Raw genomic sequence first — 25,537 nt, 5'->3', positions numbered from 1 at the left:
ATGACACTGATTCAACAGATAATCGCAGATTTTTATTTTATTGATTTACAATAATCAATCTGTGTGAATCCGTCTCATCCGTGTTATCTGTGTTCTAATATACAGATTAATGAAGATTTATGTAACCAACCGATATTCTTATTTGTCCAGCTTCGCACAAATCAGTTCGGCCGCCTTCTTACCGCTCATCAGCATACCGCCAAAGATCGGCCCCATGCGGAAACTGCCGCTTACCCCATTGGCCGCCATACCGGAAACGAATAGTCCCGGATAGATCTCCTTCGTATTTTCTACGGTTGTAGACTCACCTAACTCGACGTTCAGCGAACGTTCGCCGATCACGCCTCCGGTCGGAGTGTTCAGCTTGATGTCGTTCTTTCGAGCCACCACGCGGGCGATTTCGCAGTCATGGCCGGTTCCCTCCAGGACAGCCTTGGACATGATCGTCAACGGGTCCACATGCATCCCTTCGCGGATCACCGGAGCCCAGTTCACCACCACGCCGGCTACGGCATCGTTATGGAACACCACGTCTTCTACGGAATAGCAATTGAAAATCGTCGCACCGGCCTTCGTCGCATTATAGATCAAAGCCGAGGTCGTATGTACGGAATCCATGATATACGTGCCGTTGCCCGCATCCTTATAACTTACGCCCAACTCGCGCACGATCGGCATAGCCTCTTCCTGGACCACGATATCGTTGAACATCATGGCGCCGCCCCACATACCTCCACCTGGGGCTAACTTACGGTCGAACAAAGCCACCTTCTTTCCGGCCTTGGCCAGATAATAAGCGGCCACGATACCTGAAGGACCGCCACCGACAATCGCGACATCAATAGACAAATTGCTCTTTAACTTCGCAAAGTAAGAGTCGATAATCCCTGTTGAAACAATCTGTTCCATTACAAATAATAATTAGAGTTTAAACATCAGGAAGCACATAGAGGTAACGCTTCCCTTTATTTAGTAATTCTACCTTTTCCCTTCACGGCGTTATCCGGCAGGTTCAATGGGTATAATCTCAGCCTGTATAGTAAGGCACCCCTATGATAAGTCGGTTGCAAAGATAACAAATTATCCGAAATGCGGCGGACGTTTGTTCATTTTCCGTTCGACGAAACTTTTCATGAATGCGACAGTCTCGTCGACTCCCAATACGGAGACATCTATCGAGAAATTGTAGGTCGAAGCGACTCCCCATTCCTTATTCGTATAATAATTATAGTAAGCGGCACGCGATTTGTCGGTCTTCATCATCAGCTCCTCTGCCTGCTCGACCGTCAGTCCCTGGCTTTCGATGATCCGCTGGATGCGGTTCTCCTTGTTGTTATGGATAAAGAAGCTCAGGCAGTCGGGATCGTCACGCAGGATATAGTCGGCACACCGCCCGACGATCACGCAAGAGCCTTTTTCCGCCAGGTTGCGGATCGTATCGCTCTGATACAGAAACAAACGGTCGTTAGACAACACATCGGCATAGGGCGGGAACAGGCCCATATACGAATAGCCCATCGTAAAGGCATAAGCCAAACCGCTGGAAGCCCTCTCGTCCGCCTTCTCGAAAAACTCCTCGCTCAACCCGCTTTCTTTCGCGGCAAGCGCCATCAGCTCCTTGTCATAATAGCTGATGCCCAGCTCTTTTGCCAGCTTCTGTCCTATCTCGCGACCACCGCTGCCGAACTGCCGGCCGATGGTCAATATGATCTTGTTATCCATATCTATCAATTCTATGTTTTAGATATCTTCTAATACTTCTTTCCTTAATTCAATAATAATTTGCTTTATTACATTTTGCAACTGAGGAATATTAATCTTTACAATACGAAGGATTATTTCTGCGTCTACATTAAAATATTGATGAGCGATTATATCACGTAATCCCATAACATTCCGCCAATTGATTTCCGGATATTTTGGAAGAAGTGATTTATGTGTATATTTATCGATATTCTTTATGGCTTCACCGATAGTAACTAATAGCATACAAATACTATCTAATCGCATCATACCATCAGCAGAATGAGTAAAATCTTCTGCCGTATTTACTGGAATAGCACGAGTAATAATCGTTTCCAATGAATCTTGGATCTGCTCGAATAATAATAAGACTTCTTCCTTACACATAAATCCCGTCCCTTTCTATATTTCTTTTTAATAAAGCATTCATATTATCTCGCAGACGAATAATATCTATTTTGCAATTCAGCAATTCTTCTAATTCATACTTAATATTTAAAAGAATGAAACCATCCGGTTCCTTCATTTCCACACAAACATCCAGATCACTATCCGTTTCATGCTCATTGCGGGAAACGGAACCGAAGATCCCTAAACGGATAATGCCATATTGTTCCGCCATTTGTTGTTTGTAGCAACGAAGTAATTCGAGATATTCTGCTTTTGTCCTCATTATTCATTCGTATTATGTTATAAGACAAAGGTAAACAAAATTTATTTAGAATGAAACTTTCTGAACTGGTTTATCAAGACAAGGGCCGTGACAATTGTGGCGGTCGTATCGGCAATCGGGATACTGATCCATACGCCAAGCGTCCCGAGCCACCGGGGAAGGATCAGCAGGCAGGGGACGAGGAACAGCATCTGGCGGGTGAGCGAGAGGAAGATGGCCTTCTTAGACATCCCGATGGAGAGGAAAAAGTTGGTCGCCACCATCTGGAAACCGACAATCGGAAAGACGGCGAAAACGATATGCAAACCATACACTGCCGCCTCGATCAGCTCCGGGTCGGTCGTAAACATGCGGACGATCATCGACGGGAACAGTTGGCAAAGCAGGAATCCCGTCGTCGCCACACCTATCGCCCACTTCATCGTCAGCTTCGTCACCTCCGTCACCCGCGAATACTGGCGGGCGCCGAAGTTATAGCCGGCAATCGGTTGCATCCCCTGATTGAACCCCATGATGATCATGATGAAGAGGAATACAATCCGATTCACGATCCCGTATGCCCCGATCGCCATATCGCCACCGTGCTCTTTCAGTCCCCGGTTGATCAGGATCACGATCAGGCAGGCGCAAAGGTTCATCAGGAAGGGCGACATCCCGATATAAAGAATCCCCTTCACGATCTCGCTTTTCAGCCGGTAAATGCCTTTCTTGAAATGCAACAATTCCTTCGGCCGGGAGAAATGGATCAACTGCCCGGTCAGCGAAATGACCTGCGAGATGACGGTAGCCCATGCCGATCCTTTGATCCCCCAGCCGAATCCGAAGATAAAGAGCGGATTCAGCACACAGTTGATCACGACCGAGGCCAACGTCGCATACATCGCCAACCTCGGGAAGCCGGAAGAGCGCAGGACGGCATTCAGCCCTAAATACATGTGAGTGATCACATTTCCCATCAGGATCACATTCATATAATCGCGGGCATACGAAATCGTGTTCTCGCTCGCCCCGAAGAAATAGAGGATCGGGTCGAGCAGCGTCATAAAGACCAGTGTAAAGGCCAGTCCCAAGACCACGTTCAGTACCAGCACGTTTCCCAACACCTTGTTCGCCCCTTCATATTCCTTCTGTCCCAACTTCACGGACACCAACGTCGAAGCCCCTACCCCGACCAACGAGCCGAAAGCGGCCGCGAGGTTCATCAACGGGAATGTCAGCGCCAGGCCGGAGATAGCCAACGGCCCTACTCCGTGTCCGATAAATATACTGTCCGCCATATTGTAGAGCGAAGAGGCAGTCATGGCGATAATGGCCGGTATGGCATATTGTGTCAATAACTTGCTGATGTGCTCAGTTCCAAGCACCAAAGGAGAATTCTGTTTACTCATATCACAAAGGTACGGAGAATCCAAAAAAAAGGTTACTTTTGTTATCTTATAAATTATAAAAAATGGCGGAAAACTTAATCATTAACGGTAGGAACAAGCAGGAAATGTATGAGACGCTGCTTCCTCAATTGCAATCGCTGACAGCGGGAGAGACGGACGTCGTCGCCAATATGGCGAATGTCGCCGCTGCCCTGAAACAAATATTCGATTTCTTCTGGGTAGGCTTTTATGTGGTGAAAGAAGAGATGCTCGTGCTCGCCCCGTTCCAGGGTCCGCTCGCCTGCACACGTATCCGGTATGGGAAAGGCGTATGCGGGACGGCATGGAAGGAAGCGCGGACAATCGTTGTCCCGGACGTGGAACTGTTTCCGGGGCATATCGCCTGTAGTTCGGATTCGCGATCGGAGATCGTCGTGCCGGTGGTCAGGAAAGGAAAAGTTGTCGCTGTCTTGGATATCGATAGCGACAACTTGAATGCATTCGACGGGACAGATGCGAAGTATCTGGAACGGCTCTGTGCTTTTTTGCCGATGTGATTCCTTTTTTGCATCGTGCTATCCGTCCCGTCCGATAGGATCGTTTCTTAGGTAGTCAGTACGTTAATTCTGTAATTCTCCTGGACGCTCTTCATTTATGTTCCCGCCGGAGTTGGGATCATGCTTGCTGCTGCTGCCATTGTCGGTCTTGCCGCCTTTGCCCTTGCCGCTGCGCAGGCTGATGCTGACGCGGTAGCTGTCGATCAGTTCATTCCACCATGAGAATAATCCGATGTAACTATCATCCCCGTTTATCTCGGCCAGGGAATTGAGGCGTATGACCAGGGCTTCATAGGATCTGTTGAAAGCGGCACGGCTTACCGGCGTCTTTACCGGCTGGTTGCGCAGGCTCTGTTCTTCCTTGCGCTTGGAAGAGGCTTCGGCGCATTCGTTGTTGACTGCCTTGATGTCGGCAAACCATTTCGTCAGTTTTAATTTTTCAACATGCGACTTGAAGGTGTCCGATTCGACTTCCGATATCAACTTCGAAGTATGCCCTGTCTGATCATCGAAGGTCTTTTGATATACGTATTTATAACGGTCGATCAAAGGGAGCAGCATGACAGCCGGTTTTTTGATTTCTTCATCCGTACAGTTGGCCAAAGAACGTATGTTGGAGAAAGCATTGCTGCGCAATTTCGTACGTTTCGCCTTGAGTTCTTTCATTATGCTGGTCCAGTTGCTTTTTTTGAGCTTCAAGAGGCTGCTGTCAAAGACGGAAAGAGCGGATTGATACTCGTCAAATTGTGATTGGAAATCTGTCACAGTCACATCGGTATCGGCTGATAGGATTTGGTTTTCGATAGCGTGACCGACTGCTTGAAGTTCTGCTAACTTCAGCTTAGATTTAGGAAATGTTTGGACTCTTGCCATGATTTTGTTTTTAAGGTAAATTATTAATTATTATTACACGGAGGCAGTTCGATGCGCTCCATTTTGTTTTAATACCGTCTCCGACAGCTACGAGTCCATTTGAAACCGTTTTTTTGCCGTCTCGGACATGTTCGGGATGATTGCATTTCATTTCTTTTCCGTCCCGTATATGTCCGAGGCCGTTTTAAACCGCTTTTAAGCTGTTCCGTATGCCTATGAGATTATTTTTGTCCGAACCGCACCGGCAAAATAGCCGTACGACCGGACTAAAATGACTGATTAAAGCATCTTTTTTCAGTCTTTTGCAAAGGTATAATATAAGTTGTGAAAACCAAGCGTTTTTGAAAAATAAAATATTTTGAAATTCAATCTCTTAGGTCGATTTTTCCAAATGTGGCTGTTTGCTCACAGATAAATCTTTATTTGTGTGTTTCGAATACAGGCAGAAGTGAATCCATATTTTGATGCAGTAACCCTAACATAAAAAATATTCATTATGATTTTCCAAATATTCTGTCTAACTTTGCCCAAAAACAAGAAATAGAATATGAAACGTCCGCAAATCATAAAGCAAATACAGAAAGTCCTGTTACAGGTAGCTCCCAATGCAAAAGCTATACTTTATGGTAGCGAAGCACGCGGAGATGCTCGTCCGGACAGTGACATCGATTTGTTGATATTGGTTGAAGGCACTAAACTGACCGTAAAGGAGGAAGAGCGCATCATTGCCCCTCTATATGATATTGAAATAGAAACAGGTGTGCAAATAAACGTACGAGTCCTGTTAAAGGATATTTGGGAAAAGCGGCCATTCCGCACTCCTTTTCATATAAACGTAACGAATGAAGGAATTGTATTATGAAAGAACAATTAAGCCATGAAAACCTGAATGCATTGGTAACTTATCGTTATCAACGTGCCAATGAAACAATAAAAGAAGTACCCTATCTAAAACAACAGGGATATTATAATACGGCAGTCAACCGCTTATACTATGCTTGCTATTATGCAGCAATAGCTTTGCTCATCAAACATGGGATAAATCCAAGTACCCATGCCGGAGTCAAGCAAATGATCGGAATGCACTTTGTAGCAACCAATCGCTTATCCCGTGAGTCGGGACGCTGTTTTTCCTTGCTCTTTGAACGCCGACATAGTAGTGACTATGACGATTTCGCTTATTCGAGTGAAGAGGAAATAGATGAATTGCTGCCTAAAGCTATGGCTTTCATAGAAGCGATAGGTTCTTTGCTGAAAGAATAAGCCATCTCCGATCACTCCACCTTCACCGTCATCCCTTCCGTATTCGCCCGAACCGTAGGGTCGTACATCGCCTCACAGTAGACCGGAGGCAAATAGAAACGACCGGGATAGACGGCGCAGAGGTGGATGCGGACCGTCACTTGTTTTCCGGCAGGCAGATAGTCGATGTAGCTGTAGGCGCGATCGTCGCGGATATCCTGGTAGTTGACGCCTGCCACGCGGTTGTCGGCCGTGCCGCCCGTAAGGAAGCGCGTGTTCAGGATCTCCCATCCGGCCGGGAAAATCTCGGTCAGCACCAAGCGGCTATAGCCACGCGGAGACGGGTTCGCGATGGTCACCACAGCCGTGAAGTTCGTGCCTTGCTGCAAAGCGGAGGCATTCACCGGACGGCCGTTCCCGTCCATATAGCTGACGGCGAGCGTCAGGCCGTTCGCATAGGCTTCCTCTTTGCCCTCGGCCGGGACCCCCTCGGTCACGAGGCGGGCGAACAAGGTGGATTTCCCGGTATTCCTCAACTCCAGAGAGGCGGACGAGGCGGCCTTGTCGAGCAACGTCTCCGTCCAGATGTTCCGGGTGGTGGAAACCTTCTCCGTCTTGCCGCCTACGGCATAGGAGAAGTCCATCGAGCCGGACACTTTGTATTTCTCCATATAGTCGGAAAGGGCCACCAGGCTGAATGCCGTCGATTGCGTGCTCAGCCACTCGTCGGACGCAAGCGTCTTGGAGATTCCATTCGCCAGGAGGGCCGCTTCCTTGCCGTTGTCGAGCAGGCAGAGCGTCATCAGGCGGATGGAGGTGTCGCGCAGGTCGCTGCCGAACGTCTGGTCGTATTCGGAATAGGCGGTGGTCAGGGCCGTGGTCTTTGCGATCAGCTCCTTCGAAACATCCGGACGTCCGATCAAGGCATATCCGGCCGCCAACAGATAGCGGCTCATAGGCGCGAGCTTCTTACTCTCTTTCAAGCGGTTCATGGCGCCTACCTCGGCGGTCTGTCCCAAAGCGAGGACAAACAGGCGGTATGCCTGTGTCATTTCTTCTGATTCGGCAGAATAGGAGGCTTGCGGTTTCCAGTTACGGGCGATGCGGATCAAGTCGTTCAACACATTCCGTTTCATGCCTTCGGGCACAAGGTAACCTTTCTTCTCGGCTTCGAGCAGGAAGTGGGTAGCATAGACAGTGCCCCAGGCGTTGGAGGAGGTTTCGCCGGGCCAGTAGGAGAAAGAGCCGTTTACCGTCTGGTAGGAACGCAGGCGGCGGATCACTTCTTTCACGGCTGCTTCGGTCGATTGCTCCTGCTCGCGGGTCAACGAGGCGAATCTGCTCAGGTATAGTTGCGGGAACCCTTTCGAGGTGATCTGTTCGACACATCCATGCGGATAGCCGATGAGGTAGGACAACCGCGTGGAGAGGTTGACTGGCTGGACATCCGACATTTCGAGCACAAGGGAGTTCGTGCCGTCCACGCCGGGAAGGCCGATCGTCTCTTTCCAGCTCTTTCCGGCTTCGAGCGTCACGGGCGTCACCTTGACTTGCGGACGGCGCACGGAGCGGATCTCGATATCGGTTTCATATACCGACTTTTCACCGCCGCCGGTAGCCGTGATCTTCACGTGCCCGGCTCCCGGGGTGTCTTTCACGCGGATGCGGAACTGCGCCAGTTTGTCGCCGACCGTTTCGAAGTGCAGCATACGGCTCTTCTCGCCGACGACTTCCATGTTGCCGGAGCAAGCGATCGTGACCTGCACGTCTCCTACTCCTTTTTCGGTAGCAAAGACGGTAGCGGGAACCGCCATCTCCTCTCCTATACCGATGACGCGCGGAAGTGTGCCGAGCAGCATGACGGGCTTGCGCACGAGCACGCTCTTCTCCGTGTTGCCGTAGGCCTCCCCGTTTCCGGCGACGACCATGACGCGGACACGGCCGTTATAGTTCGGCATCTGATAGGTATGCTGTCGTTTTTCCCCTTTCTTCAGCAGGAACGGGCCGGCAAACTGCACGACCGGCTTGAAACGGTTCACGATTGCTTTCGGGCCTTTGTTCAGGGCGTCGTCGCCGCCGATGCTGAACAGTTGCTCGATGCGGCCGCCATACGCGCCGACCACATGGTTGTATAAGTCCCAGGTATTGACCCCCAATGCCTCGCGGGCGTTAAACGCCTGCCAGGGATCGGGCGTGCGGAAGCGGGTGAGGTCGAGCAGGCCTTCATCGACAATCGCCAGCGTGTAGGCCATCTCGCGGCCGTTCTTCTCGGAGACCGTCACGTGGTAAGGGGCTTCGGGCTTGATCTCGTCCGCCATACGGATGACCGGGGCCAAATGGCTTTCGGGAGAGGTAACCGTGAAGGGGACGACACCGTACATGCGGATCGGAAGGTCGTTCTTCGTGACGCCGTGCGGCTGGAGCAGCGTTATATATAGGTACGCGTTGGGCTGCATGTCGGGGGTGACGGCGAGCTTGACCGTGGTCTGCCCATCGTCGCACATGTGCTCGGTGGTCGAGAGGACATGCGTGCCGTTCTCGATGCTGACGATCGCGCGGCTTCCCTTGACGGAGGGGAAGGTGGCGACGATCTGTTCGCCGGGGGCGTAGGTCTCCTTGTCGGTCTTGAAAGTGAGCATATTGGCGGACGAAGAACCGTCGGCGTCGCGTCTTCCCTCGCCGTAAGGCCAGTCGAAGTAGCTCATCACACCGGTGGAGTGTTTGCTTTCCTTGTCTTTCACCGAGATGAAATAGGTTCCCCAATCGGCGTCGGCGTATTTCAGGTTGAAGGAGGCCGTGCCGTCTGCACCCGTACGGACGGTGAAGGTTTTCACCGGCTTGTTGTACGAGTCGGAGACGTAGTTCGCCAGGCTGCCGTTGTCCGAACTCCACCACCAGTACCAATGGACTTTATAGACCTTCACTTCCAGTTCGGTGTCGGCCTGCGCCTTTCCCAAGTAGTCGACGGAGGCTACCTCGTATTTGTATTCGGTCCCGGTCTCCAACGGTTTCTCGTCTTGCCGGGGCGACTTGATGCCGGCATAGCGGCGGTAGGGTGAATAGAACGCCCGGTTGGCGTCGATGCTGAAATCGCCGGATTCTTCATACACGCGGGTGACGAAGTTCGCCAACAACATGCCGGGGGCCGAGGCGCCGATCTCGAAACGGGCCTTGATGGTGGCGTCGCCTGCGGCATCGGTCGTACCCGAGATCACTTTGCTTTCTTCGCTATTGAAGATTTTCGAGGGATCGTCGAAATAGAATTTCTGATAGCCGGCAAAGGTGGTCGGGGTCGGGATAAAGGTTCCCTGGATGTCATATTTCAGGTTGCGGGCGGTCGCTCCCTGCAACCATTCGACGTGCATAGCGGCATCGAGCGGTTCGCCCCGGAGCAAATTTTTTTCGGGTATCGCAAGGGAGATCTTCAAGCGGTTCGGTTTGATCGTTTCGATGCGGAGGCGTTTGGTGAAGGTGACGCCGCCGACATTGACATTGACGTTCCAGGCGCCTGTCGGGGCGTCGGGTTCGGTCGGCATGTCGAAAGCGTAGAGTCCTGACTCGCCTTTCGTCTGTGTCTTGCGCAGGTAGAGCTGGCCAAGCGGATTGCAGAGTTCCATGATGACCGGGTGGTTCGGCGGGAGCATCCGGCTGCGGTCGTTCAGCATGAAGCCGAGGTGCAGCGTGTCGCCCGGACGCCACACGCCGCGGTCGCCGTAGATGAAGCCTTTGATACCTTTCTGCACGACTTCGCCGGAGACATCGAACGAGCTTAGCGACAGGGCGGAACCGTCGTCCACGCGGAGGAACGAGCGTTGCTGTCCGAGGGAGGCGGTGAGGTAGAAGGGGCGGCCGTTTTTCAGGGAGAAGCGCACCTGCCCTTTGTCGTCCGTCACACCGGAGGCCAATTCCTGGCGCTGGTAGTTGCAGGCGGTGACTTTGACGCCTTTCTCCGGATGGGTATCGAGGAGGTTATGCACGAGGACGGTCATTTCGTTGTCTTCGCCGGCCATCGCCAACAGGCCGAGATTGGTGGCGAGGACGTTCTTGCCGGTCGACCGGTTGAAATAATAGCTGTTCGAACAGGGATCGTTGCGTTTTTCGTAGTTGTAGTCGGACCAGTCGAGGTCGCCGTTATAGTAGTAGTAGCCGCCATCGTCGAAACGGCTGCTCTCTTCCTTGAACTTGATCGCATCATCGGCAAGCAGTTGCTCCTTGCTTTTCTTCACGAGGTCTCCGCAGGGATAGGCCGACAAATCGCGGTTGAACGACAGTTCCACCCGGTAGATGGCGCCGGGTTCGGGGTCGATCAGCTCTTTCAGGTCGATCGCGTAGGTATTCCAACGGCTGAGGTCCTGGGAAGCGTCTTCATCGAAGAAGATCGTTTTGCGTGCGATCAGACGGCCGACTCGCATCAGGTCGCTCGTCCCTTCGAGGTCGTTCGTCTGGAGGAATTGCCCGATGTTCTGTTCGAATATCTTGATGACACGTACCACCACGCCGCGCAGGTAGACGGCTTGGAAGGGGACGGTCAGTTGTGTGGACTGCGGGATGATCACGCCGTTGCCGATAAAGCGGACTTCGGGCTTTTCATCGCTGACAATGATCTGGCGGACGATGCTCTCTTTCAGGTTCAGCCCGTTTTTGCTCCTGATGTTCCGGCTCAGATGGACATTAAGGGCTCCTTTGCTGCCGGCATCGGGGTAAAGGCGGAGCTTATTGCCCTCGACGTTCACGGTCTCCGATGTATTGCCGTCGATCCAGGCGAGTCCTTGCATGTTCTGTGCCGCGTCGAGCCGTTTCGTGAAGGTGACTTCGACGTAGCGTTCCGGTTTTGCAACATATTCGACTTTATAGACGGCGAAATCGTTCAACTCAGGGATGTCGACGGATAGCAATTCTTCTTCCGGTACTTCCAACTTGTTCGGGGCGACGGACAGGGTAAAGGCGCGTGTTGCATCCGTCCCGGCCTGTATGTTCGCGACGGAGACTTCGTGCCTCTTCCCGTCGGGGCTATGCTGCCAGGTGGCGTCTGCCTTTTCGGAGAAACGGACAAGCGACTCTACGGTTTCGGGCATTTCCTTATCCGGCGTGAACACCGAGCAGACGATGTCGTAGCCGTTTTCGTTCTTCCGGTTGATATCGACGGATTGCAAGTTGGCACGCAACAGCAAGGGTTGCGTCGAGAATCTGAAGGTGAAATATTGGTCTTTCCGTTCCGTATCGAACCACTCCGAGAGGTCTGCCTTTACCTCGTAACGGGTATTGCACCCGAAGCTCTCGGCCGGTTTGAAAACGATCGTCCGGTTGTTCTCGAATGCGAACTCCCCGGCTGTTTCGGGCTTGATCCTGATTACGTCGCGGAGCCGGTCAGGCTTCATCCTGTCGGCCGCTATTTCCTGATTGAGAATAAGATATACCGGCGTATATCTTGAAATCGTACCGGAGGTGAACGCCTCTACATAGGGACTGAAAAGGAGGTCTTCAATCTCGCTTTTATTTTTTCCTTCACATCCGCTGAATAAGAACAAAAGACAGCAGATGCAGACATAATATAGATATTTCGCCATATTTCCTGAATTTAACGGTTATACTTTCGACAAACAGACTGTCTGCGAATATAGGAATTTTTATGTATATTGTTCTTCTTATTTTTTACCAAATGATAATTTTTCGATCGGGCTTAAAAGACTATTTTTGTAACCCAAAATAAAAAATCAGTTGAGGTATGCAGAGAGATCGTATTGATTTTGGCAGTATGAACATTCCGGTTCTATTCCGCAAAATCTTTTTTCCGACGTTACTGGGAATGGTTTGTATGGCGTGTATCACGATCGCCGACGGTGTCTTCGTGGGGCGCGGCGTGGGGAGCGATGCGTTGGCCGCCGTCAATATCGTCGCCCCGATTTTTATGATAACGACAGGGATCGGGCTGCTCTTCGGGGTAGGTTCGTCGGTCGTGGCCTCCGTCCACCTGTCACAGAGGAAGATCAAGGCGGCTAACATCAATATCACACAGGCACTGCTGGTGTCCCTCCTGCTGATGGCAATAGGGATATTCCTGGTGATGCTATTCAGCAAACAGACGGCCTATATGCTGGGGAGTTCCGACCAGTTGCTGCCGCTTGTGCTGGAGTATATGAACTGGATCGTGCCGTTCTCCCTCTTCAGTATGCTGGCCAATATCGGAATGTTCATGATCCGGTTGGACGGCTCGCCGAAATTCGCGATGCTGTGCAACGTCGTACCGGCTTTGATAAATGTCGTGCTCGACTACGTTTTCGTCTTCCCGATGCAGATGGGGCTGACCGGAGCGGCGCTGGCAACCGCGCTGGCACAGGTGGCAGGCGGATTGATGGTGTTGGTCTATCTCTTCGGCTTCTCCAGGACATTGCATTTATACAAGTTGAAGATGAGTATGAAAAGCCTGCGCCTGACCTGCCGGAACACGGGGTATATGGTCCGGTTGGGAGCCTCGGCGATGCTGGGCGAACTGGCGATCGCCTGCATGATGCTGGTCGGTAACTATGCTTTCATCCGGATGCTGAAAGAGGATGGCGTGGCGGCATACAGCGTGGCGTGCTACTGCCTGCCGATCGTGTTCATGATCGCAAACGCGATCGCCCAGTCGGCACAACCGATCATCAGCTATAATTATGGTACGGGAGATGCCGCACGGGTTCATACGACGTTCCGGCTGTCCTTGAAAACGGCTTTTATCAGCGGACTGACGGCTTTTGCCGTGATGTATGCGTTTTGTCCTTATATCGTAGCGATGTTTCTGGAACCCGGCTGTCCGGCTTACGGGATTGCGACGGAGGGCATCCCCTACTTCGCTTCCGGGTTTATCTGTTTTGCCTTGAATATTACATGGATCGGGTACTACCAGAGTATCGAATGGGCACGGAAAGCGATGCTTTTCATGCTGCTGAGAGGGATCATCCTGATGAGCCTGTGTTTCCTCGTTCTTCCTCACTTGCTGGGAGAGAAGGGGTTATGGCTGGCTGTTCCGTGTGCCGAACTGATCATCTTCATCGCGTTGACGGTAGATTATCAGTACCGGCACAAGGTAGGCAAGGCGGCGGAATAAGGCAGCTATCCTTTGGCATTCCGCATCACCCGCTCTATCGCATCATCCATCTGGGCGATGGACTCCAGGCCGAGCGTCATGCAGTGCAGATTGCTTTCGGTGACGGCAAAACGGATGGAACGTTCGCGTTCGGCATCGGAAACGTGTTTGCCTTCACCGAAAATCTTCATTCCGATAAGTCCTTTTCCTTTCTTGCGGGCCTTGCCTAAGAGTTCGTTTACCGCTTCGGTCGTACCGTCCATGTGGCTCTGGAACGGGTTCAGGCGGGCGAGGATGACGTCGCACCACGGATTGTCGACAGCCTCGACCATCGCATCCCAGTTGTGGCAGGAGACGCCGACCGCTTTCACGATGCCGTCCTGCTTGGCCTTCGCCAGGCCGTCCATATAGAATTTACGGGTTTCCGCCCAGTCGCCTTTCGTCATGCAGTGCAGCAGGAGGATATCGAAATAGTCCGTGCCGGCTTCCTGGCGGAAGCGGTCGAGGGTTTTGCTGACCGGCTCGCGTTTTTCCGATCCTTCGTCGTAGGTCCACATCTTCGTCATCAGCGTGAGTTTCTCGCGGGGCAACTCTTTCAGGGCTTTTCCGACGAATGGCTGCGAACCGTACATATCGGCCATGTCGAAGAAGCGGATGCCGCGTTCATACCCGTGACGGGCCATCTTCACAAAGTTATCCAATCCGAGCCGGGTCTGGTTGGACTGGTAGTTCCAGCCTTTCGTCCCGGTTCCCATGGCAATGCGGGAGACTTTCAATCCGGTCTTTCCCAGTTTCACCCTGTCGACCGATACATCCGAAGGAACGGTCATCTGTATGTTGGCAAGCCCCGTACGGGCGAATGATAAACCGGCTACTCCGGCAACCCCTGTCTGAATAAATTTGCGTCTGTCCATCTCTATACTTTTTTAGGTAATACTTTCTTCAATATCAAATAGCCGCACAAGCCGGAAATGAACGAACCGGCAAATACGCCCAACTTCGCCTGGTTCAACAAATCCGCTCCGATACCGGGCATACCGGCGAAAGAGAGGTTCGCGATAAAGAGAGCTACCGTAAAACCGATACCGCCCAACATCGACACCCCGAATAGGTTCCGTTTGCTCACCCCTTCCGGCATCGTAGCAAGACGCAAACGGACAAAAATATAGGTGAACAGGAAAATACCCAGCGACTTTCCGGCAAACAGGCCGAAGAATACCGCCAACGGGATTCCCGGTAACGAACCGATCCCGATATCCCCGAAAGTAACGCCTGCATTGACAAAGGCGAAGAGCGGCAGGATCAGATAATTGACTAACGGATGGAGTTTGTCGGCAATGCTCTGCAACGGACTGATCGTTTTATCAGCCAGCGAATGGATATTGTTGAGTACCTGTATCTGTGTCGGCGAAAGAACCGCCGCCTGCCGCGAATGACGCACTTCGGTGTAATCCAACATATTCAGATAGCCGGTCATTTCGCAGGTGAAATCATCCAGCTTGACAACCGGACGGGCCGGAACGGTGAATGCGACCAGCACGCCCGCTATGGTCGGATGAATACCCGACTCAAGAAACAGCATCCACACGAAGAAACCGATTATATAATAGAAGATGATGTTATTCACCCTCATCCTTCCTCCCACATATAGCAAAGCCAGGAGGGCAAGTGAGACCAGAAGCGGCTCGAACGCAATCTCGCCACTATAAAACAAGGCGATAATGATGATACCGCCGATATCGTCCACCACCGCCAATGCCGTCAGGAAGATACGCATGCTGAGCGGAACCCGCTTCCCTAACAGTCCCAATACAGCAAGCGCAAAGGCGATGTCGGTCGCCATCGGAATAGCCACTCCCCGCACTTCGGGAGCCGAATGACATACCAGGAAATAAAACAATACCGGAACGATCATCCCGCCGCAGGCCGCAATAATCGGAAGCAACGCTTTCCGTACCGAACTCAGTTCCCCGATCAGAATCTCCTGCTTGATCTCCAGTCCGATCACAAAAAAGAAGACCGCCATCAAGGCGTCATTCACAAAGGCCAGCATCGACATCGCTTCTCCATGATGCATAAACGGTGTGAAATTGCCTATCTTCAAATCGATCGGATACAACAGGATGTTGTGGTAAGACTCTGCCCAGGGGGAATTGGCGAATAGCATGGCAAGGATCGTAGCCATGAACAATAAGATACTCGCGTTCGGTTTCTGCATAGCGAAACGACGCAACGGTTTAAGGATAACGTTGATGGTTCTATCCATAGGGTATTTAAGTATTTACAGGAAGCGGCCTGCAAACCGCTTCCCTTTGAGTTTTTCCTAACAACTGTCCGCCTACTTGCCGGCTTGCTCCAGCTTGTAAGCGCTGCGGGTCAGTTTTTCAACCCACACGACAAATATACCAGTTAAAATTAAATTAAACACTATGGTGAGCACAGAAATCATAAGCGCAGGGCCTCCTAAATTGTAGCCAAGCGCGATAAAGATAATCCCGGCCCCTACTTCACCGCGTGTAAACATGCCGATCGACAGCGCCAGACGTTCGCGCTTCCGCCTTTCCCGATAAAAAAACAGCGGGAACAGTTTCCCGATATTGGACAGGAACGAAACAATCACGACATGCAGGATGATCATCGGCCAGGACATCATCGGCTGCGCTCCGGTTATCGTTGTCGCCTCTGCAGACTGCGCGGCGAAGTCCACTCCGAAAAAGACCGGCATGCTGACCCCCACCAGGAACATGAAGAGGAACGAGACAGCCGTTGCCACATTGTGCTCGACCTTCGTATCGATATGCTTATGCCTCATCACCATCCCCAATACAAACGCAGGCAACAGAACCTCGATATGGATGCTGGCATCTTCGCCATAAAGGTATTTGGACACCAGATAAACCGCCTGCGTGATCCCGCAGGTAAGGATGGCATAGAAAAGAATCGCCTTCCAATCCTGCCGCATATTGTAACTGCCCATCTTCCTCCATCCGATGACCAGCAGGACCATCACGATCAGAATGATGACGCCCAACTGCCAACGCAAGCCTACCATCATGATCTGCAAAGGAATCATCAACAGAATCGTATCAAGGTCGTCGAAGATTGCCAATACCTGCACCTTCTTGTACACCCAGGAAGATTTCAACCCTGCCGCCGCCAACATCGTAAACAGGATGCCCGCCGAAGTCGGGGCTGCAAACCGGCTCAGCAAAAGGTTTTCTTTCCAGGCCTCTCCACTGTTCCAGTAGATATCGGGAAGCAACACGAACATATAATATAACGCCACGAAGATCCAGGGGAAAGCGGCCGTCGCCATTGCAATAAAATAATCTTCGGTATAGGACCGCCAACGGCTTTTATCCATTTCAAACTCCCGCCCCACATTTATCATGATAAAGGCCAGGCAGACATATAACAGGGTATTGGAGACCGTCTTCACCGACAAGTAGCTCTCACCTACCATCGCCGGCAGAAATTGAGATACCACCAATCCCAACATCAGAAAAAAAGAAAACAATAGAATCTTCTTCATTATTTACGAATTGTTTTTGTTTAGAATTATAGTAATATAACAACCTGCTTAAAATTCGGTTCTGGGAATATAGGCGCTTTCCACCTTTAACAACCGCGCTTTCAAACGTCCGGCCTCTCCCTTGCGGATGCGAAGGGTCATTTCGCAATCCATTTCAAACTTTTGGGAGATGATCGCCGGATTCTCTTCCTTGACAATGCGCATGATTCCGTTCAGATAAGGGTATTCGAATGCAATGGTGATATCTTCATCAACAGTGCGCTCTTCTATCTCGGCAGCGGCTATCGCTTCGGCGGCCGCTGTCCGGTAAGCGACAATCAAGCCGCTCGTCCCCAATTCGATGCCGCCGAAATAGCGGACCACGACGATCAGGATATCCGTCAACCCGTTCGAGTTGATTTGTCCCAGGATCGGTTTTCCCGCTGTGGAAGACGGTTCGCCGTCATCGTTCGCACGGAAAGTAAGGCGTTCGGGCCCTAACATATAAGCCCAGCAGACATGGCGGGCGTCGTAATACTGTTTACGGTATTTGTCCAGTTGCTCTTTCACCTCCTCCACCGTACGCACCGGGATCGCATACGAGATAAAGCGGCTGCGCTTCTCCGTATAGTACCCTTCGGCTACCTGCTTAATGGTCTTGTAACTGTCGTCCGCCATCTTTTAATCCGGTATATGGGTTTCCTGTTCTTCCCGGAATGCCCGGAAATCTTTCATTATCTCTTCTATCTCTTCAATAAAATAAGGATCTTTCACGTGCTTCTTCACCTCCTCATAATAGGTTTCGATGGCCTTCAACGCACATAAATCCTGTCCGCGCAGCAGGAAGTAAGGTTCTTCCTTCTCCACGCATTGTTTAATCATCTGAATAGGATTCTTCATTTCTTACCGCTTTTTAATTCGTCTTTCAAAAATGGAGCCGTATAGCTCTTCGTTTTCGCTTTTACCATTTCTTCGGGAGTTCCGGTGAAAAGGACCTGCCCGCCGTTACGTCCGCCTTCGGGACCCATATCGATCAGATAGTCGGCACATTTGATGACATCGAGGTTATGCTCGATGACGATGATCGTATTACCCTTATCCACCAATTTGTTCAGGACGCCCAGCAAGACCCGTATATCTTCGAAATGAAGACCGGTCGTCGGCTCGTCCAATACGTAAAGCGTCTTGCCCGTATCTTTCTTGGCCAGTTCGGTCGCCAGTTTGACACGCTGGCTCTCACCGCCGGAAAGAGTCGTGGAAGGTTGCCCCAACTTGATATAGCCCAGGCCTACATCCTGCAATACCTTCACTTTCGACAAGATCGAGGGAATATTCTCGAAAAACTCCACCGCCATATTGATCGTCATATCCAGAATGTCCGCAATGGATTTCCCGCGAAAGCGGACTTCCAACGTTTCCCGGTTGTATCGCTTGCCATGACATTCTTCACAGGGAACCAGCACATCCGGCAGGAAATTCATCTCGATCGTCTTGTAACCGTTCCCCTTGCACGTCTCGCAACGTCCGCCGGAGACATTGAACGAGAAACGTCCGGGTTTGTAGCCACGCACTTTCGATTCAGGCAGATCCACAAACAGATTGCGGATATCCGAAAAGACGCCGGTATAAGTAGCCGGATTACTTCTCGGCGAACGTCCGATCGGTGACTGGTCCACATTGACTATCTTATCCACATTGTCTATCCCTTCGATTGATTTGTAAGGCAACGGATCTTCCAGGGAACGATAGAAATGCTGGCTGAGAATCGGCTGCAAGGTCCGGTTGATCAAAGAAGACTTTCCGCTGCCGGACACGCCCGTGACACAGATCAGCGTACCCAACGGGAACGTGACATCCACATTCCGCAGATTATTCCCGCTCGCCCCTTTTATCGTGATGAACTGTCCGTTTCCTTTCCGCCGCTCTTCCGGGACGGCAATCTCCGTCTTCCCGTTCAGGTAGGCCGAAGTAAGCGTGTCGACCTTCAACATCTCACCGGGAGTTCCGGCAAAGACCACCTCTCCTCCCAGACGGCCGGCCTTCGGTCCCATATCGACCACATAGTCCGCATTCAACATCATGTCCTTGTCATGCTCGACCACGACAACAGAGTTGCCCGTATCGCGCAATTCCTTCAACGAGTTGATCAAACGGACATTATCCCGCTGGTGCAACCCGATGCTCGGTTCATCCAGGATATAAAGCACATTGACCAGCTGGCTGCCGATCTGAGTCGCCAAACGGATGCGCTGGCTCTCGCCACCCGACAACGTCGCCGAAGCACGGTTCAACGCGAGGTAATCCAGCCCTACATCCAACAGGAATTTCAGGCGTGAACGGATCTCCTTCAAGATTTCGACAGCGATCTGCCGCTGCTTGGGGTTCAACCGATCTTCGACACCGTCCAGCCACTCATACAATTCGGAAATATCCATTGCCGAAAGCTCGGCGATATTCTTTCCGGCTATCTTATAGTGCAGCGCCTCCTTGTTCAACCGCTGCCCGTTACATTCCGGACAGGCAGCCATCCGTATGAACTGTCCCGCCCATTTCTGTGCGGAAGCGGAAGCCTCGCTCTCCTGCTGCATCAGGATATATTTGGCAACCCCTTCATACGACAGGAAATAATTGGAAGCGCCCAGCGAATCGTTTTTAATCTGCAGGCGTTCGTCCGTCCCGTTCATGATCTCATCGATCGCTTCTTCGGGAATATCTTTGATCGGAGTTTTCAGCGTTACGCCATATTTCTCGCAAATAGCTTCGATCTGCCAGAATATCAAGGAATTCTTATATTTTCCCAACGCCACGATACCGCCGCTGTAGATGCTGAGCGACGCATCGGGTACGATCTTATTCATGTCCAACAAGTTGACCTGTCCCAATCCTTTACATTTCGGACAAGCGCCCTGTGGAGAGTTGAACGAAAAATTATGGGGAGCCGGTTCGCTGTAAGACAATCCCGTCACGGGATCCATCAACCGGCGACTGAAATGGCGCACTTCGTCAGTCTCGGCATCCAGCACGAGTACCAGTCCGTCGCCCTGCTTCATGGCGACGCGCAGGCTTTCTTTCAAACGGCGTTCATCCGATTCCGAAACGACCAGCTTATCGATCACGACCTCGATGCTGTGCATCTTATACCGGTCGAGCTTCATACCATGAAATATCTCCTTCATCTCACCGTCCACCCGGACATTCAGATACCCTTTCTTTCGCATCTGTTCGAAAAGTTCCTTATAATGTCCTTTACGGTTACGTACGAGCGGGGCAAGCAGATAGGTCTTTTTTCCCTTATACCGGTTCAGAATCAGTTCCAACGTCTGTTCTTCGGTGTATTTCACCATCTTCTCGCCGCTCAGGTACGAATAAGCCTCTCCCGCCCTTGCATAAAGCAGACGGAAAAAGTCATAAATCTCGGTAGTCGTTCCCACCGTGGATCTCGGATTCTTGTTCGTTGTCTTCTGCTCGATCGAGATAACAGGACTCAGGCCGGTGATCTTATCCACATCCGGCCGTTCCATATTCCCTAAGAAGTTACGCGCATAAGCGGAGAAAGTCTCCACATAACGGCGTTGTCCTTCCGCAAAAATCGTATCGAAAGCCAAAGACGACTTACCACTACCGCTCATACCGGTAATCACGGAGAGCTTGTTACGAGGTATATCGACATCTATATTCTTCAAATTATGGACGCGGGCGCCTAAAACGGAAATGCGGCCGCCTTCCAATGCATTCTTATCCTTCATCATTTTCAGTTTTCTTATTTCACCACCCAGGCCGGATTATGCACATAGGTGTTGGGCGTTTTATAATACATGTCAGATTCTTTCGGGATCCGGATCGTATATGTTTTTCCCGCCGTCAGCAATTTACGATCGCGCAACCAGGGATTGAAACGTTTCAAATCGGCATACGTGACGCCCTTCTTCCTGGCGAAACCGGACAAATCCAGAATATCCGTCGAGACGGCAACGCTCTCGCATGCGATCGGTTTATACAAATCCTGCGCCCTCAACACGAACCCATATTTATAGGGAGCTTCAAATATCTGCTTGATGGCCATGATACGATAGACATAGCGGGTAGTTTCTTCCACCAGCCAGAGATCGAACGAACTGTCTGCCTCCTGCTTGACAAGCTCTCCCGAAATACGTCCCATACCGGCATTATAGGAAGACGCGACCAGCGCCCAGTCTCCATATTTTTCATAGGCCGCTTTCAGATAACGGCAAGCCGCTTCGGTCGCCTTCGCCACGTCGCAACGCTCGTCGACCGTAGGCGTTATCGTCAACCCGTACTGACGGGCCGTCCCCTCCAACAACTGCCAGGTTCCCACCGCCCGTGCAGGCGATGAGACACGTGGGTCGAGATGGCTCTCGATCACCGCCAGATACTTGAAGTCGTCCGGAATGCCGTTGGCTTTCAGGATCGGTTCGATTATCGGGAAATAGCGGTTTGCCCGCTTGATCAGCAGCATGGTGGTAGAATGGAAATAGGTAAAACTACTCAATTCCCGGTCAAAACCTTCATGCATATTGTAACGTGTCAAATCGATCTCCTTTCCGCAAAAAGAGGCGGAAACGGGAATGTCCGGCGACATGGTCACCGATGAAACGACCGGACGCTGTTCTTTCACTTTCTCCGAATCGCTCGAACCGATGGAGAGGCAGGCGGTCAGACACACTGCACTTCCCACCACAAAACCGGCTATACTGTTACTGCTCAATAATTTCATCATCAATTTTCTTGGGTCTAAGAATATTTATAGAACCTTTTTTATTATACTTAATACCATCCGATCCCACTGCATCTATCACATAAAAGTAGACGCCGGGAGCGACATATTTTCCTCCTTTTTTGCCATCCCACCCTTCCGCCGGATTAGTGGAATGGTACATCTGTACCCCCCACCGGTTGAATATCCAGCACTTATAGGTCACAAGCGATTTGTAGGCGACACGAAACTCATCATTGATGCCGGGCGTCGTACCGGGCGAAAAAGCATTCGGGATTTGCAGCTCCGATTCGGCAATCTTGATTTCAATCGAATTGGAAACCGCCTCACACTCTCCCGTCGCGTTACTGACAGTCGCAACCGCCGTATAATCGCCTTTCTCCGTAAACGTATAATCGATCTCCTCATCCCTGTATTCCACCAACGGATTCTCAGCCCCGTTCTCCACATCGCTCCTATATATCTTCCAGGTATACAGCGTCGCTACCGGATCATTGGCATACGCACGGAAAGTGACCGTTGCCGGAGCGGAAAGATATTCCCCGTCTCCCGCTGTCATATTCTCCGCATTATCCATCATGAATGTCGTATCGACATGCACTTCGACAGCCACCGCCTGATAGGTATCCGAAGTAATCGATTTCTCCACTCCGAAATGTTTCGCAAACTGATCGCCGGAAAGCGTGACCTCCGTATCGCACAACGGAATTGTTTCGTTATCGTTTATCCTTACCGAATAAGGTCCTTCAGACAGTGTCCTTTGCACATTCTTCGGCGAAAAATACTTGTTGTCTTCAGACCACTCCAATGTCTGATAAGCGACATCGAACTCCCGCTTCACCGTCATCCGGCTTCCCGACGGGGTATAATAATACATGACCGGGACAGCCGGAGAACCTTCCAACCGAAAGCCGTCACAATTTCCTTTGACTGTGATACTCTCGACATTAAAGACATATTTGCTATAATCGATGATCCATACATACCAACCATTCATGCCGGAAGCCGGATCCTCCACATAGTACCCGGTTCCATCCTCTATATTCCGAATAACAGATGTCGCCCCGTTCTGTTCACACGAAACGGGCTCCCGGTCCAATGCCTTTTGCTTATACCGGTACCATTGATGGTTGGCGGACGAAGAGGTATAGCGGATCTCCACATTATCCATTCCATATACCAGATAAACCCATATGCGATTCCCTCGATTTTCCAACAAATAAGGAGTTCCGTTTCCTCCTGTCACCGTATACTGCTGTGCCTGAATGGCCAACACCACAAACAAGAAAGAGATCAATCCTCCCAGTTTCCTAATTTCCGTTCTTAGCATATACATAACCTAATTAGCTTACAAAATTACTATTTTATACGGATTTATACGGAGAGAAAGGCCTTTTTATTGCATTATCCAGGCTTCAATCTTTTATAAAGGAAGAAACTCAAGACAAATAAAAAGACAATCCCAAAGAAAAAACAACCCGGTGAACGGGGGGTCCGGCGTGTCTCCGTCCGGCCCAGTTTTTCCTCCGTATGCCGGCCGGTATAGTCCGTTTGCCGGCATGTCACAATCCTTCCTGTATCGGTAAACTGTCGGCTGCGATCCATTTGCAACGTTGTAACGGATTCCGGGTATTGCTTACCCGTACTGTCAGGGGCGAAATAAACGACCTGCTGCAAATTCCAGGCAACCGTATCGATCAGGCGGATATCCTTTTTCTGCATCCCCATCTCCCCGACAGACAAACGGACACTGTCCAAACAGACTGCCGATTCCAGCCGATGGCTCCGCCTGCCCACTCCGCATCCCGACAACAAGAAAACCAGTGCCAAAAGACGTAAAAGCACCTGCATCCTGTTTTTACCGGTTTCCTTTAGCGACAAATGAAGGAAATTCCGCTTCCGGTAAAGGATCGCTTGGTCGAACTCAAGCCCCGACTGCCGTAAGACAGCCAACAGTCCAGCCGCGTCAGGCACATAACAATCGGCAGCCTCCCCTTTTGTATGCTGGCTGCCGGGCACGCCTCCCACCAGCCGGTTGACTTCTTCGCTACGATACCCGCTTGTCACCCCGACCGGCTTGCCATACAACTTCCGCAACGGCTCCAATAGCCCCGTAACCAAGTACTTCAACGCAGCAAGAGCCTCCTTTCCCGGCATATTGTCAATCCCATTTTCCATCCCGGTCCTGCTATAACACATCTCTTCCAACCCGAAATGTTCACTCAACCTCCCATCTCTCATTTTTTAATCTTCATTTTTAAATTCTCAATTCTTAATTCTCAATTTATAAGAGTAGTCCACCCCGAAAAGCGCCCCCGCAAACGTGCTGATCTCCCCGAAAGCCACCAACACGCTGTTATCCACCTTCCCTTGCGGATCGATCCAGAATCCGCAGAAGAGAAGAACAATCCCGCTCATTGTGAGCAGGACTGCCATTGTCAACTGAACCGTCAACCTCTTCATGATTTATGGTCTGAGATTATGATTTTTCAATTCTCAATTTTCCATTTTCAATTCTCAAAGTTCTCCCGGTCTCTCTTCCTCTCCCCCGCCGGGAGCCGATCCGTCCGTTGCCGGAACGATTCGTTCGAAACTTGTACGGCTTTTCATGGTGCGCAACGCCTTACCCGGAAGGAAACGAACACGGGGTTCACGGATCAGCCCCGTATTGAAATCATCGGAACCCACTACACCCTGCGAACCGAAATTCAGACGAAAAGTACCCAATTCGCCCACATTCACACGACGCCCGTTACGCAAATGACGTCCCAAAACCACATTCAGACGATCCAATACAGCCTTTACCCCGGCACTACCGGCAACGGTGCTGTCACCGACTTCTTCGACCAGTTCTTCAAATGTCACCAAGTCACCACTGACCATCTGTGCATACACCTTTTCAGGATTTTCTTCCTGGTCCTTGCCTAAGTTCCTTTTCTGAACTAATTTGTACTTCAGAGCCATAATCTTTAATTTTTAAATGATTAATAATTTGTTTTTGATCACATTGCAAAGATAGAGTAGCGGCAAACCGTTAAAAAAGGTCTGAAACTCGCTTCGCAAGCGACAGCGGTACCTTTGCCCAGAGTAGGCCGGACGGTTAAGCATTGATTTATCACTCCATCTCACTGCTTTTCTCCATCAGGTCGGCAAAATCATACGAATCCATCCTCGCATACCGGATTTTGTCAGCCAAATACTTGACGGACACATCCATATCGAAAGCGAGCAAAAGAGAAAAAGAAATTTCCGTATATGAAGATTTAGGATTTTTATACGGATCTACCAACAAATTAAGGCCCTTCAAGAACAAATTTAACTCGTCCATCCTATACAAAAACTCACCGAACACCGTCTTTTGCCGGACATAATCCACAAAACGCTGGCGGTTGGCCTTGATCAGACGCACCAAAAACAAACGGTAAGGCACTGACAGATCCGTCCAACCCGACAGGGCAAGCCCGAACGTACGGTCAAAAAAAATGCCCCTTTCTTCAAGAGGCATACACTTCAACAACTCGTGAAACAAGCGGACGGTAGGTTTTGCGCCCCCAAACAGCGCAACCAATTCTTCTTTCATATCATTTCCGGAGGGGGAAAGTTGATCCCTCGCACCCGGAAAGCCACCGGAACAGACCGGCTATACCCCAAAACGCCTCAAAGCCCTTCCTTCATGATCTTTCTCAGTGGCTGGAAGAGACGCTCTATCAGACGAAGCTCTTCTGTTACGATTCCGGCCGTGGCTTTCATTTCCTGCATCACAGGAAGAC

At 50.8% G+C, this 25,537-nt stretch carries 23 protein-coding genes and 1 riboswitch; of the genes, 4 read left to right on the top strand and 19 right to left on the bottom strand.

The window, feature by feature from the left end:
• Positions 1–138 precede the first annotated feature (138 nt).
• The 5 genes from RDN79_RS00115 to RDN79_RS00095 all read right to left on the bottom strand — a co-directional run bounded on the left by RDN79_RS00115 (position 139) and on the right by RDN79_RS00095 (position 3,804).
• A complete protein-coding gene (locus RDN79_RS00115; RefSeq protein WP_075964399.1) occupies positions 139–909 on the bottom strand; it encodes a sulfide-dependent adenosine diphosphate thiazole synthase in 771 nt (256 codons plus the stop codon).
• A gap of 59 nt (positions 910–968) precedes the next feature.
• A riboswitch (TPP riboswitch) is annotated at positions 969–1,062 on the bottom strand.
• A gap of 18 nt (positions 1,063–1,080) precedes the next feature.
• Positions 1,081–1,722, bottom strand: coding sequence for an AAA family ATPase (locus tag RDN79_RS00110; RefSeq protein ID WP_298548034.1), 642 nt, complete (start codon positions 1,720–1,722; stop codon positions 1,081–1,083).
• Between the two features lie 18 nt (positions 1,723–1,740).
• A complete protein-coding gene (locus RDN79_RS00105) occupies positions 1,741–2,130 on the bottom strand; it encodes a DUF86 domain-containing protein (protein ID WP_298548036.1) in 390 nt (129 codons plus the stop codon).
• A complete protein-coding gene (locus RDN79_RS00100) occupies positions 2,123–2,416 on the bottom strand; it encodes a nucleotidyltransferase family protein (RefSeq protein WP_298548038.1) in 294 nt (97 codons plus the stop codon). The genes RDN79_RS00105 and RDN79_RS00100 overlap by 8 nt, the downstream gene beginning before the upstream one ends.
• 41 nt (positions 2,417–2,457) lie before the next feature.
• Entirely contained in the window at positions 2,458–3,804 is a 1,347-nt protein-coding gene (locus RDN79_RS00095) for an MATE family efflux transporter (protein ID WP_298548040.1), read from the bottom strand.
• Positions 3,805–3,866: 62 nt separating this feature from the next.
• Here RDN79_RS00095 and RDN79_RS00090 point away from each other — a divergent pair, with 62 nt between their 5' ends.
• Entirely contained in the window at positions 3,867–4,340 is a 474-nt protein-coding gene (locus RDN79_RS00090) for a GAF domain-containing protein (RefSeq protein ID WP_298548043.1), read from the top strand.
• 63 nt (positions 4,341–4,403) lie between these two features.
• Here RDN79_RS00090 and RDN79_RS00085 read toward each other — a convergent pair whose 3' ends face one another.
• Positions 4,404–5,213 (bottom strand): DUF6261 family protein, encoded by an 810-nt coding sequence (locus RDN79_RS00085; RefSeq protein ID WP_298548045.1) that lies wholly within the window; start codon positions 5,211–5,213, stop codon positions 4,404–4,406.
• Positions 5,214–5,760: 547 nt separating this feature from the next.
• On the opposite strand from RDN79_RS00085, the gene RDN79_RS00080 reads away from it, so the two are divergent.
• Both RDN79_RS00080 and RDN79_RS00075 read left to right on the top strand, forming a co-directional pair.
• Positions 5,761–6,075 carry a nucleotidyltransferase domain-containing protein gene (locus tag RDN79_RS00080; RefSeq protein WP_298548047.1) on the top strand — a complete coding sequence of 105 codons (315 nt, stop codon included), beginning with the start codon at positions 5,761–5,763 and terminating at the stop codon, positions 6,073–6,075.
• Positions 6,072–6,476 carry a HEPN domain-containing protein gene (locus RDN79_RS00075; protein WP_298548049.1) on the top strand — a complete coding sequence of 135 codons (405 nt, stop codon included), beginning with the start codon at positions 6,072–6,074 and terminating at the stop codon, positions 6,474–6,476. The genes RDN79_RS00080 and RDN79_RS00075 overlap by 4 nt, the downstream gene beginning before the upstream one ends.
• Positions 6,477–6,487: 11 nt before the next feature.
• Here the strand turns inward: RDN79_RS00075 and RDN79_RS00070 are convergent, their stop codons facing one another.
• Positions 6,488–12,022: an alpha-2-macroglobulin gene (locus RDN79_RS00070; RefSeq protein ID WP_298548050.1), complete on the bottom strand. Its 5,535-nt coding sequence runs from the start codon at positions 12,020–12,022 to the stop codon at positions 6,488–6,490.
• Positions 12,023–12,180: 158 nt separating this feature from the next.
• On the opposite strand from RDN79_RS00070, the gene RDN79_RS00065 reads away from it, so the two are divergent.
• Positions 12,181–13,542 (top strand): MATE family efflux transporter, encoded by a 1,362-nt coding sequence (locus RDN79_RS00065; RefSeq protein WP_298548051.1) that lies wholly within the window; start codon positions 12,181–12,183, stop codon positions 13,540–13,542.
• 5 nt (positions 13,543–13,547) lie between these two features.
• Here the strand turns inward: RDN79_RS00065 and RDN79_RS00060 are convergent, their stop codons facing one another.
• From RDN79_RS00060 to RDN79_RS00005, 12 genes are all read right to left on the bottom strand, one after another.
• Positions 13,548–14,435, bottom strand: a complete 888-nt coding sequence (locus tag RDN79_RS00060; protein ID WP_298548053.1) for an aldo/keto reductase — start codon at positions 14,433–14,435, stop codon at positions 13,548–13,550.
• A 2-nt stretch (positions 14,436–14,437) separates the two neighbouring features.
• Positions 14,438–15,787 carry a Na+/H+ antiporter NhaA gene (gene nhaA / locus RDN79_RS00055; protein WP_298548055.1) on the bottom strand — a complete coding sequence of 450 codons (1,350 nt, stop codon included), beginning with the start codon at positions 15,785–15,787 and terminating at the stop codon, positions 14,438–14,440.
• 72 nt (positions 15,788–15,859) lie between these two features.
• On the bottom strand, positions 15,860–17,053 hold the full coding sequence (locus tag RDN79_RS00050; protein WP_298548056.1) for a sodium:proton antiporter: 1,194 nt from the start codon (positions 17,051–17,053) through the stop codon (positions 15,860–15,862).
• A 48-nt stretch (positions 17,054–17,101) separates the two neighbouring features.
• The gene (locus RDN79_RS00045) at positions 17,102–17,710 is read right to left on the bottom strand and encodes a YigZ family protein (protein WP_298548058.1); all 609 of its coding nucleotides are present in this window, start codon (positions 17,708–17,710) and stop codon (positions 17,102–17,104) included.
• Positions 17,711–17,713: 3 nt separating this feature from the next.
• Positions 17,714–17,932: a hypothetical protein gene (locus RDN79_RS00040; protein WP_008148475.1), complete on the bottom strand. Its 219-nt coding sequence runs from the start codon at positions 17,930–17,932 to the stop codon at positions 17,714–17,716.
• Positions 17,929–20,781 (bottom strand): excinuclease ABC subunit UvrA, encoded by a 2,853-nt coding sequence (gene uvrA / locus RDN79_RS00035; protein ID WP_298548067.1) that lies wholly within the window; start codon positions 20,779–20,781, stop codon positions 17,929–17,931. Before uvrA ends, RDN79_RS00040 begins: the two co-directional genes overlap by 4 nt.
• An 11-nt stretch (positions 20,782–20,792) precedes the next feature.
• A complete protein-coding gene (locus tag RDN79_RS00030; protein ID WP_298548069.1) occupies positions 20,793–21,770 on the bottom strand; it encodes a lytic transglycosylase domain-containing protein in 978 nt (325 codons plus the stop codon).
• Positions 21,748–23,103 (bottom strand): gliding motility-associated C-terminal domain-containing protein, encoded by a 1,356-nt coding sequence (locus RDN79_RS00025; protein ID WP_308572712.1) that lies wholly within the window; start codon positions 23,101–23,103, stop codon positions 21,748–21,750. Before RDN79_RS00025 ends, RDN79_RS00030 begins: the two co-directional genes overlap by 23 nt.
• A gap of 68 nt (positions 23,104–23,171) precedes the next feature.
• On the bottom strand, positions 23,172–24,008 hold the full coding sequence (locus RDN79_RS00020; protein WP_298548074.1) for a D-Ala-D-Ala carboxypeptidase family metallohydrolase: 837 nt from the start codon (positions 24,006–24,008) through the stop codon (positions 23,172–23,174).
• A gap of 24 nt (positions 24,009–24,032) precedes the next feature.
• Complete coding sequence (locus RDN79_RS00015) at positions 24,033–24,230, bottom strand: hypothetical protein (RefSeq protein WP_298548077.1); 198 nt, start codon at positions 24,228–24,230, stop codon at positions 24,033–24,035.
• Positions 24,231–24,284: 54 nt separating this feature from the next.
• Positions 24,285–24,731, bottom strand: coding sequence for an HU family DNA-binding protein (locus tag RDN79_RS00010; protein WP_298548079.1), 447 nt, complete (start codon positions 24,729–24,731; stop codon positions 24,285–24,287).
• Positions 24,732–24,882: 151 nt separating this feature from the next.
• Positions 24,883–25,347, bottom strand: a complete 465-nt coding sequence (locus RDN79_RS00005) for a hypothetical protein (RefSeq protein WP_298548081.1) — start codon at positions 25,345–25,347, stop codon at positions 24,883–24,885.
• Between the last annotated feature and the right edge of the window lie 190 nt (positions 25,348–25,537).

Origin of the sequence: uncultured Parabacteroides sp. (assembly GCF_902493135.1) — a bacterium.
Lineage (GTDB): Bacteria > Bacteroidota > Bacteroidia > Bacteroidales > Tannerellaceae > Parabacteroides.
Note: the sequence above shows the minus strand (reverse complement) of the source record. Positions and strands in the feature narration are given on the sequence as shown.

Excerpts from the sequence above, each read along its gene's own strand:
- RDN79_RS00115 (WP_075964399.1), bottom strand. The coding sequence starts at position 909 with ATGGAACAGATTGTTTCAACAGGGATTATCGACTCTTACTTTGCGAAG.
- nhaA (WP_298548055.1), bottom strand. The coding sequence starts at position 15,787 with ATGGATAGAACCATCAACGTTATCCTTAAACCGTTGCGTCGTTTCGCT.
- RDN79_RS00065 (WP_298548051.1), top strand. The coding sequence starts at position 12,181 with ATGCAGAGAGATCGTATTGATTTTGGCAGTATGAACATTCCGGTTCTA.
- RDN79_RS00085 (WP_298548045.1), bottom strand. The coding sequence starts at position 5,213 with ATGGCAAGAGTCCAAACATTTCCTAAATCTAAGCTGAAGTTAGCAGAA.
- uvrA (WP_298548067.1), bottom strand. The coding sequence starts at position 20,781 with ATGATGAAGGATAAGAATGCATTGGAAGGCGGCCGCATTTCCGTTTTA.
- RDN79_RS00005 (WP_298548081.1), bottom strand. The coding sequence starts at position 25,347 with ATGAAAGAAGAATTGGTTGCGCTGTTTGGGGGCGCAAAACCTACCGTC.
- RDN79_RS00090 (WP_298548043.1), top strand. The coding sequence starts at position 3,867 with ATGGCGGAAAACTTAATCATTAACGGTAGGAACAAGCAGGAAATGTAT.
- RDN79_RS00100 (WP_298548038.1), bottom strand. The coding sequence starts at position 2,416 with ATGAGGACAAAAGCAGAATATCTCGAATTACTTCGTTGCTACAAACAA.
- RDN79_RS00010 (WP_298548079.1), bottom strand. The coding sequence starts at position 24,731 with ATGGCTCTGAAGTACAAATTAGTTCAGAAAAGGAACTTAGGCAAGGAC.
- RDN79_RS00020 (WP_298548074.1), bottom strand. The coding sequence starts at position 24,008 with ATGAGAGATGGGAGGTTGAGTGAACATTTCGGGTTGGAAGAGATGTGT.
- RDN79_RS00075 (WP_298548049.1), top strand. The coding sequence starts at position 6,072 with ATGAAAGAACAATTAAGCCATGAAAACCTGAATGCATTGGTAACTTAT.
- RDN79_RS00105 (WP_298548036.1), bottom strand. The coding sequence starts at position 2,130 with ATGTGTAAGGAAGAAGTCTTATTATTATTCGAGCAGATCCAAGATTCA.
- RDN79_RS00025 (WP_308572712.1), bottom strand. The coding sequence starts at position 23,103 with ATGTATATGCTAAGAACGGAAATTAGGAAACTGGGAGGATTGATCTCT.
- RDN79_RS00040 (WP_008148475.1), bottom strand. The coding sequence starts at position 17,932 with ATGAAGAATCCTATTCAGATGATTAAACAATGCGTGGAGAAGGAAGAA.
- RDN79_RS00095 (WP_298548040.1), bottom strand. The coding sequence starts at position 3,804 with ATGAGTAAACAGAATTCTCCTTTGGTGCTTGGAACTGAGCACATCAGC.
- RDN79_RS00080 (WP_298548047.1), top strand. The coding sequence starts at position 5,761 with ATGAAACGTCCGCAAATCATAAAGCAAATACAGAAAGTCCTGTTACAG.
- RDN79_RS00110 (WP_298548034.1), bottom strand. The coding sequence starts at position 1,722 with ATGGATAACAAGATCATATTGACCATCGGCCGGCAGTTCGGCAGCGGT.
- RDN79_RS00050 (WP_298548056.1), bottom strand. The coding sequence starts at position 17,053 with ATGAAGAAGATTCTATTGTTTTCTTTTTTTCTGATGTTGGGATTGGTG.
- RDN79_RS00045 (WP_298548058.1), bottom strand. The coding sequence starts at position 17,710 with ATGGCGGACGACAGTTACAAGACCATTAAGCAGGTAGCCGAAGGGTAC.
- RDN79_RS00060 (WP_298548053.1), bottom strand. The coding sequence starts at position 14,435 with ATGGACAGACGCAAATTTATTCAGACAGGGGTTGCCGGAGTAGCCGGT.
- RDN79_RS00030 (WP_298548069.1), bottom strand. The coding sequence starts at position 21,770 with ATGATGAAATTATTGAGCAGTAACAGTATAGCCGGTTTTGTGGTGGGA.
- RDN79_RS00015 (WP_298548077.1), bottom strand. The coding sequence starts at position 24,230 with ATGAAGAGGTTGACGGTTCAGTTGACAATGGCAGTCCTGCTCACAATG.
- RDN79_RS00070 (WP_298548050.1), bottom strand. The coding sequence starts at position 12,022 with ATGGCGAAATATCTATATTATGTCTGCATCTGCTGTCTTTTGTTCTTA.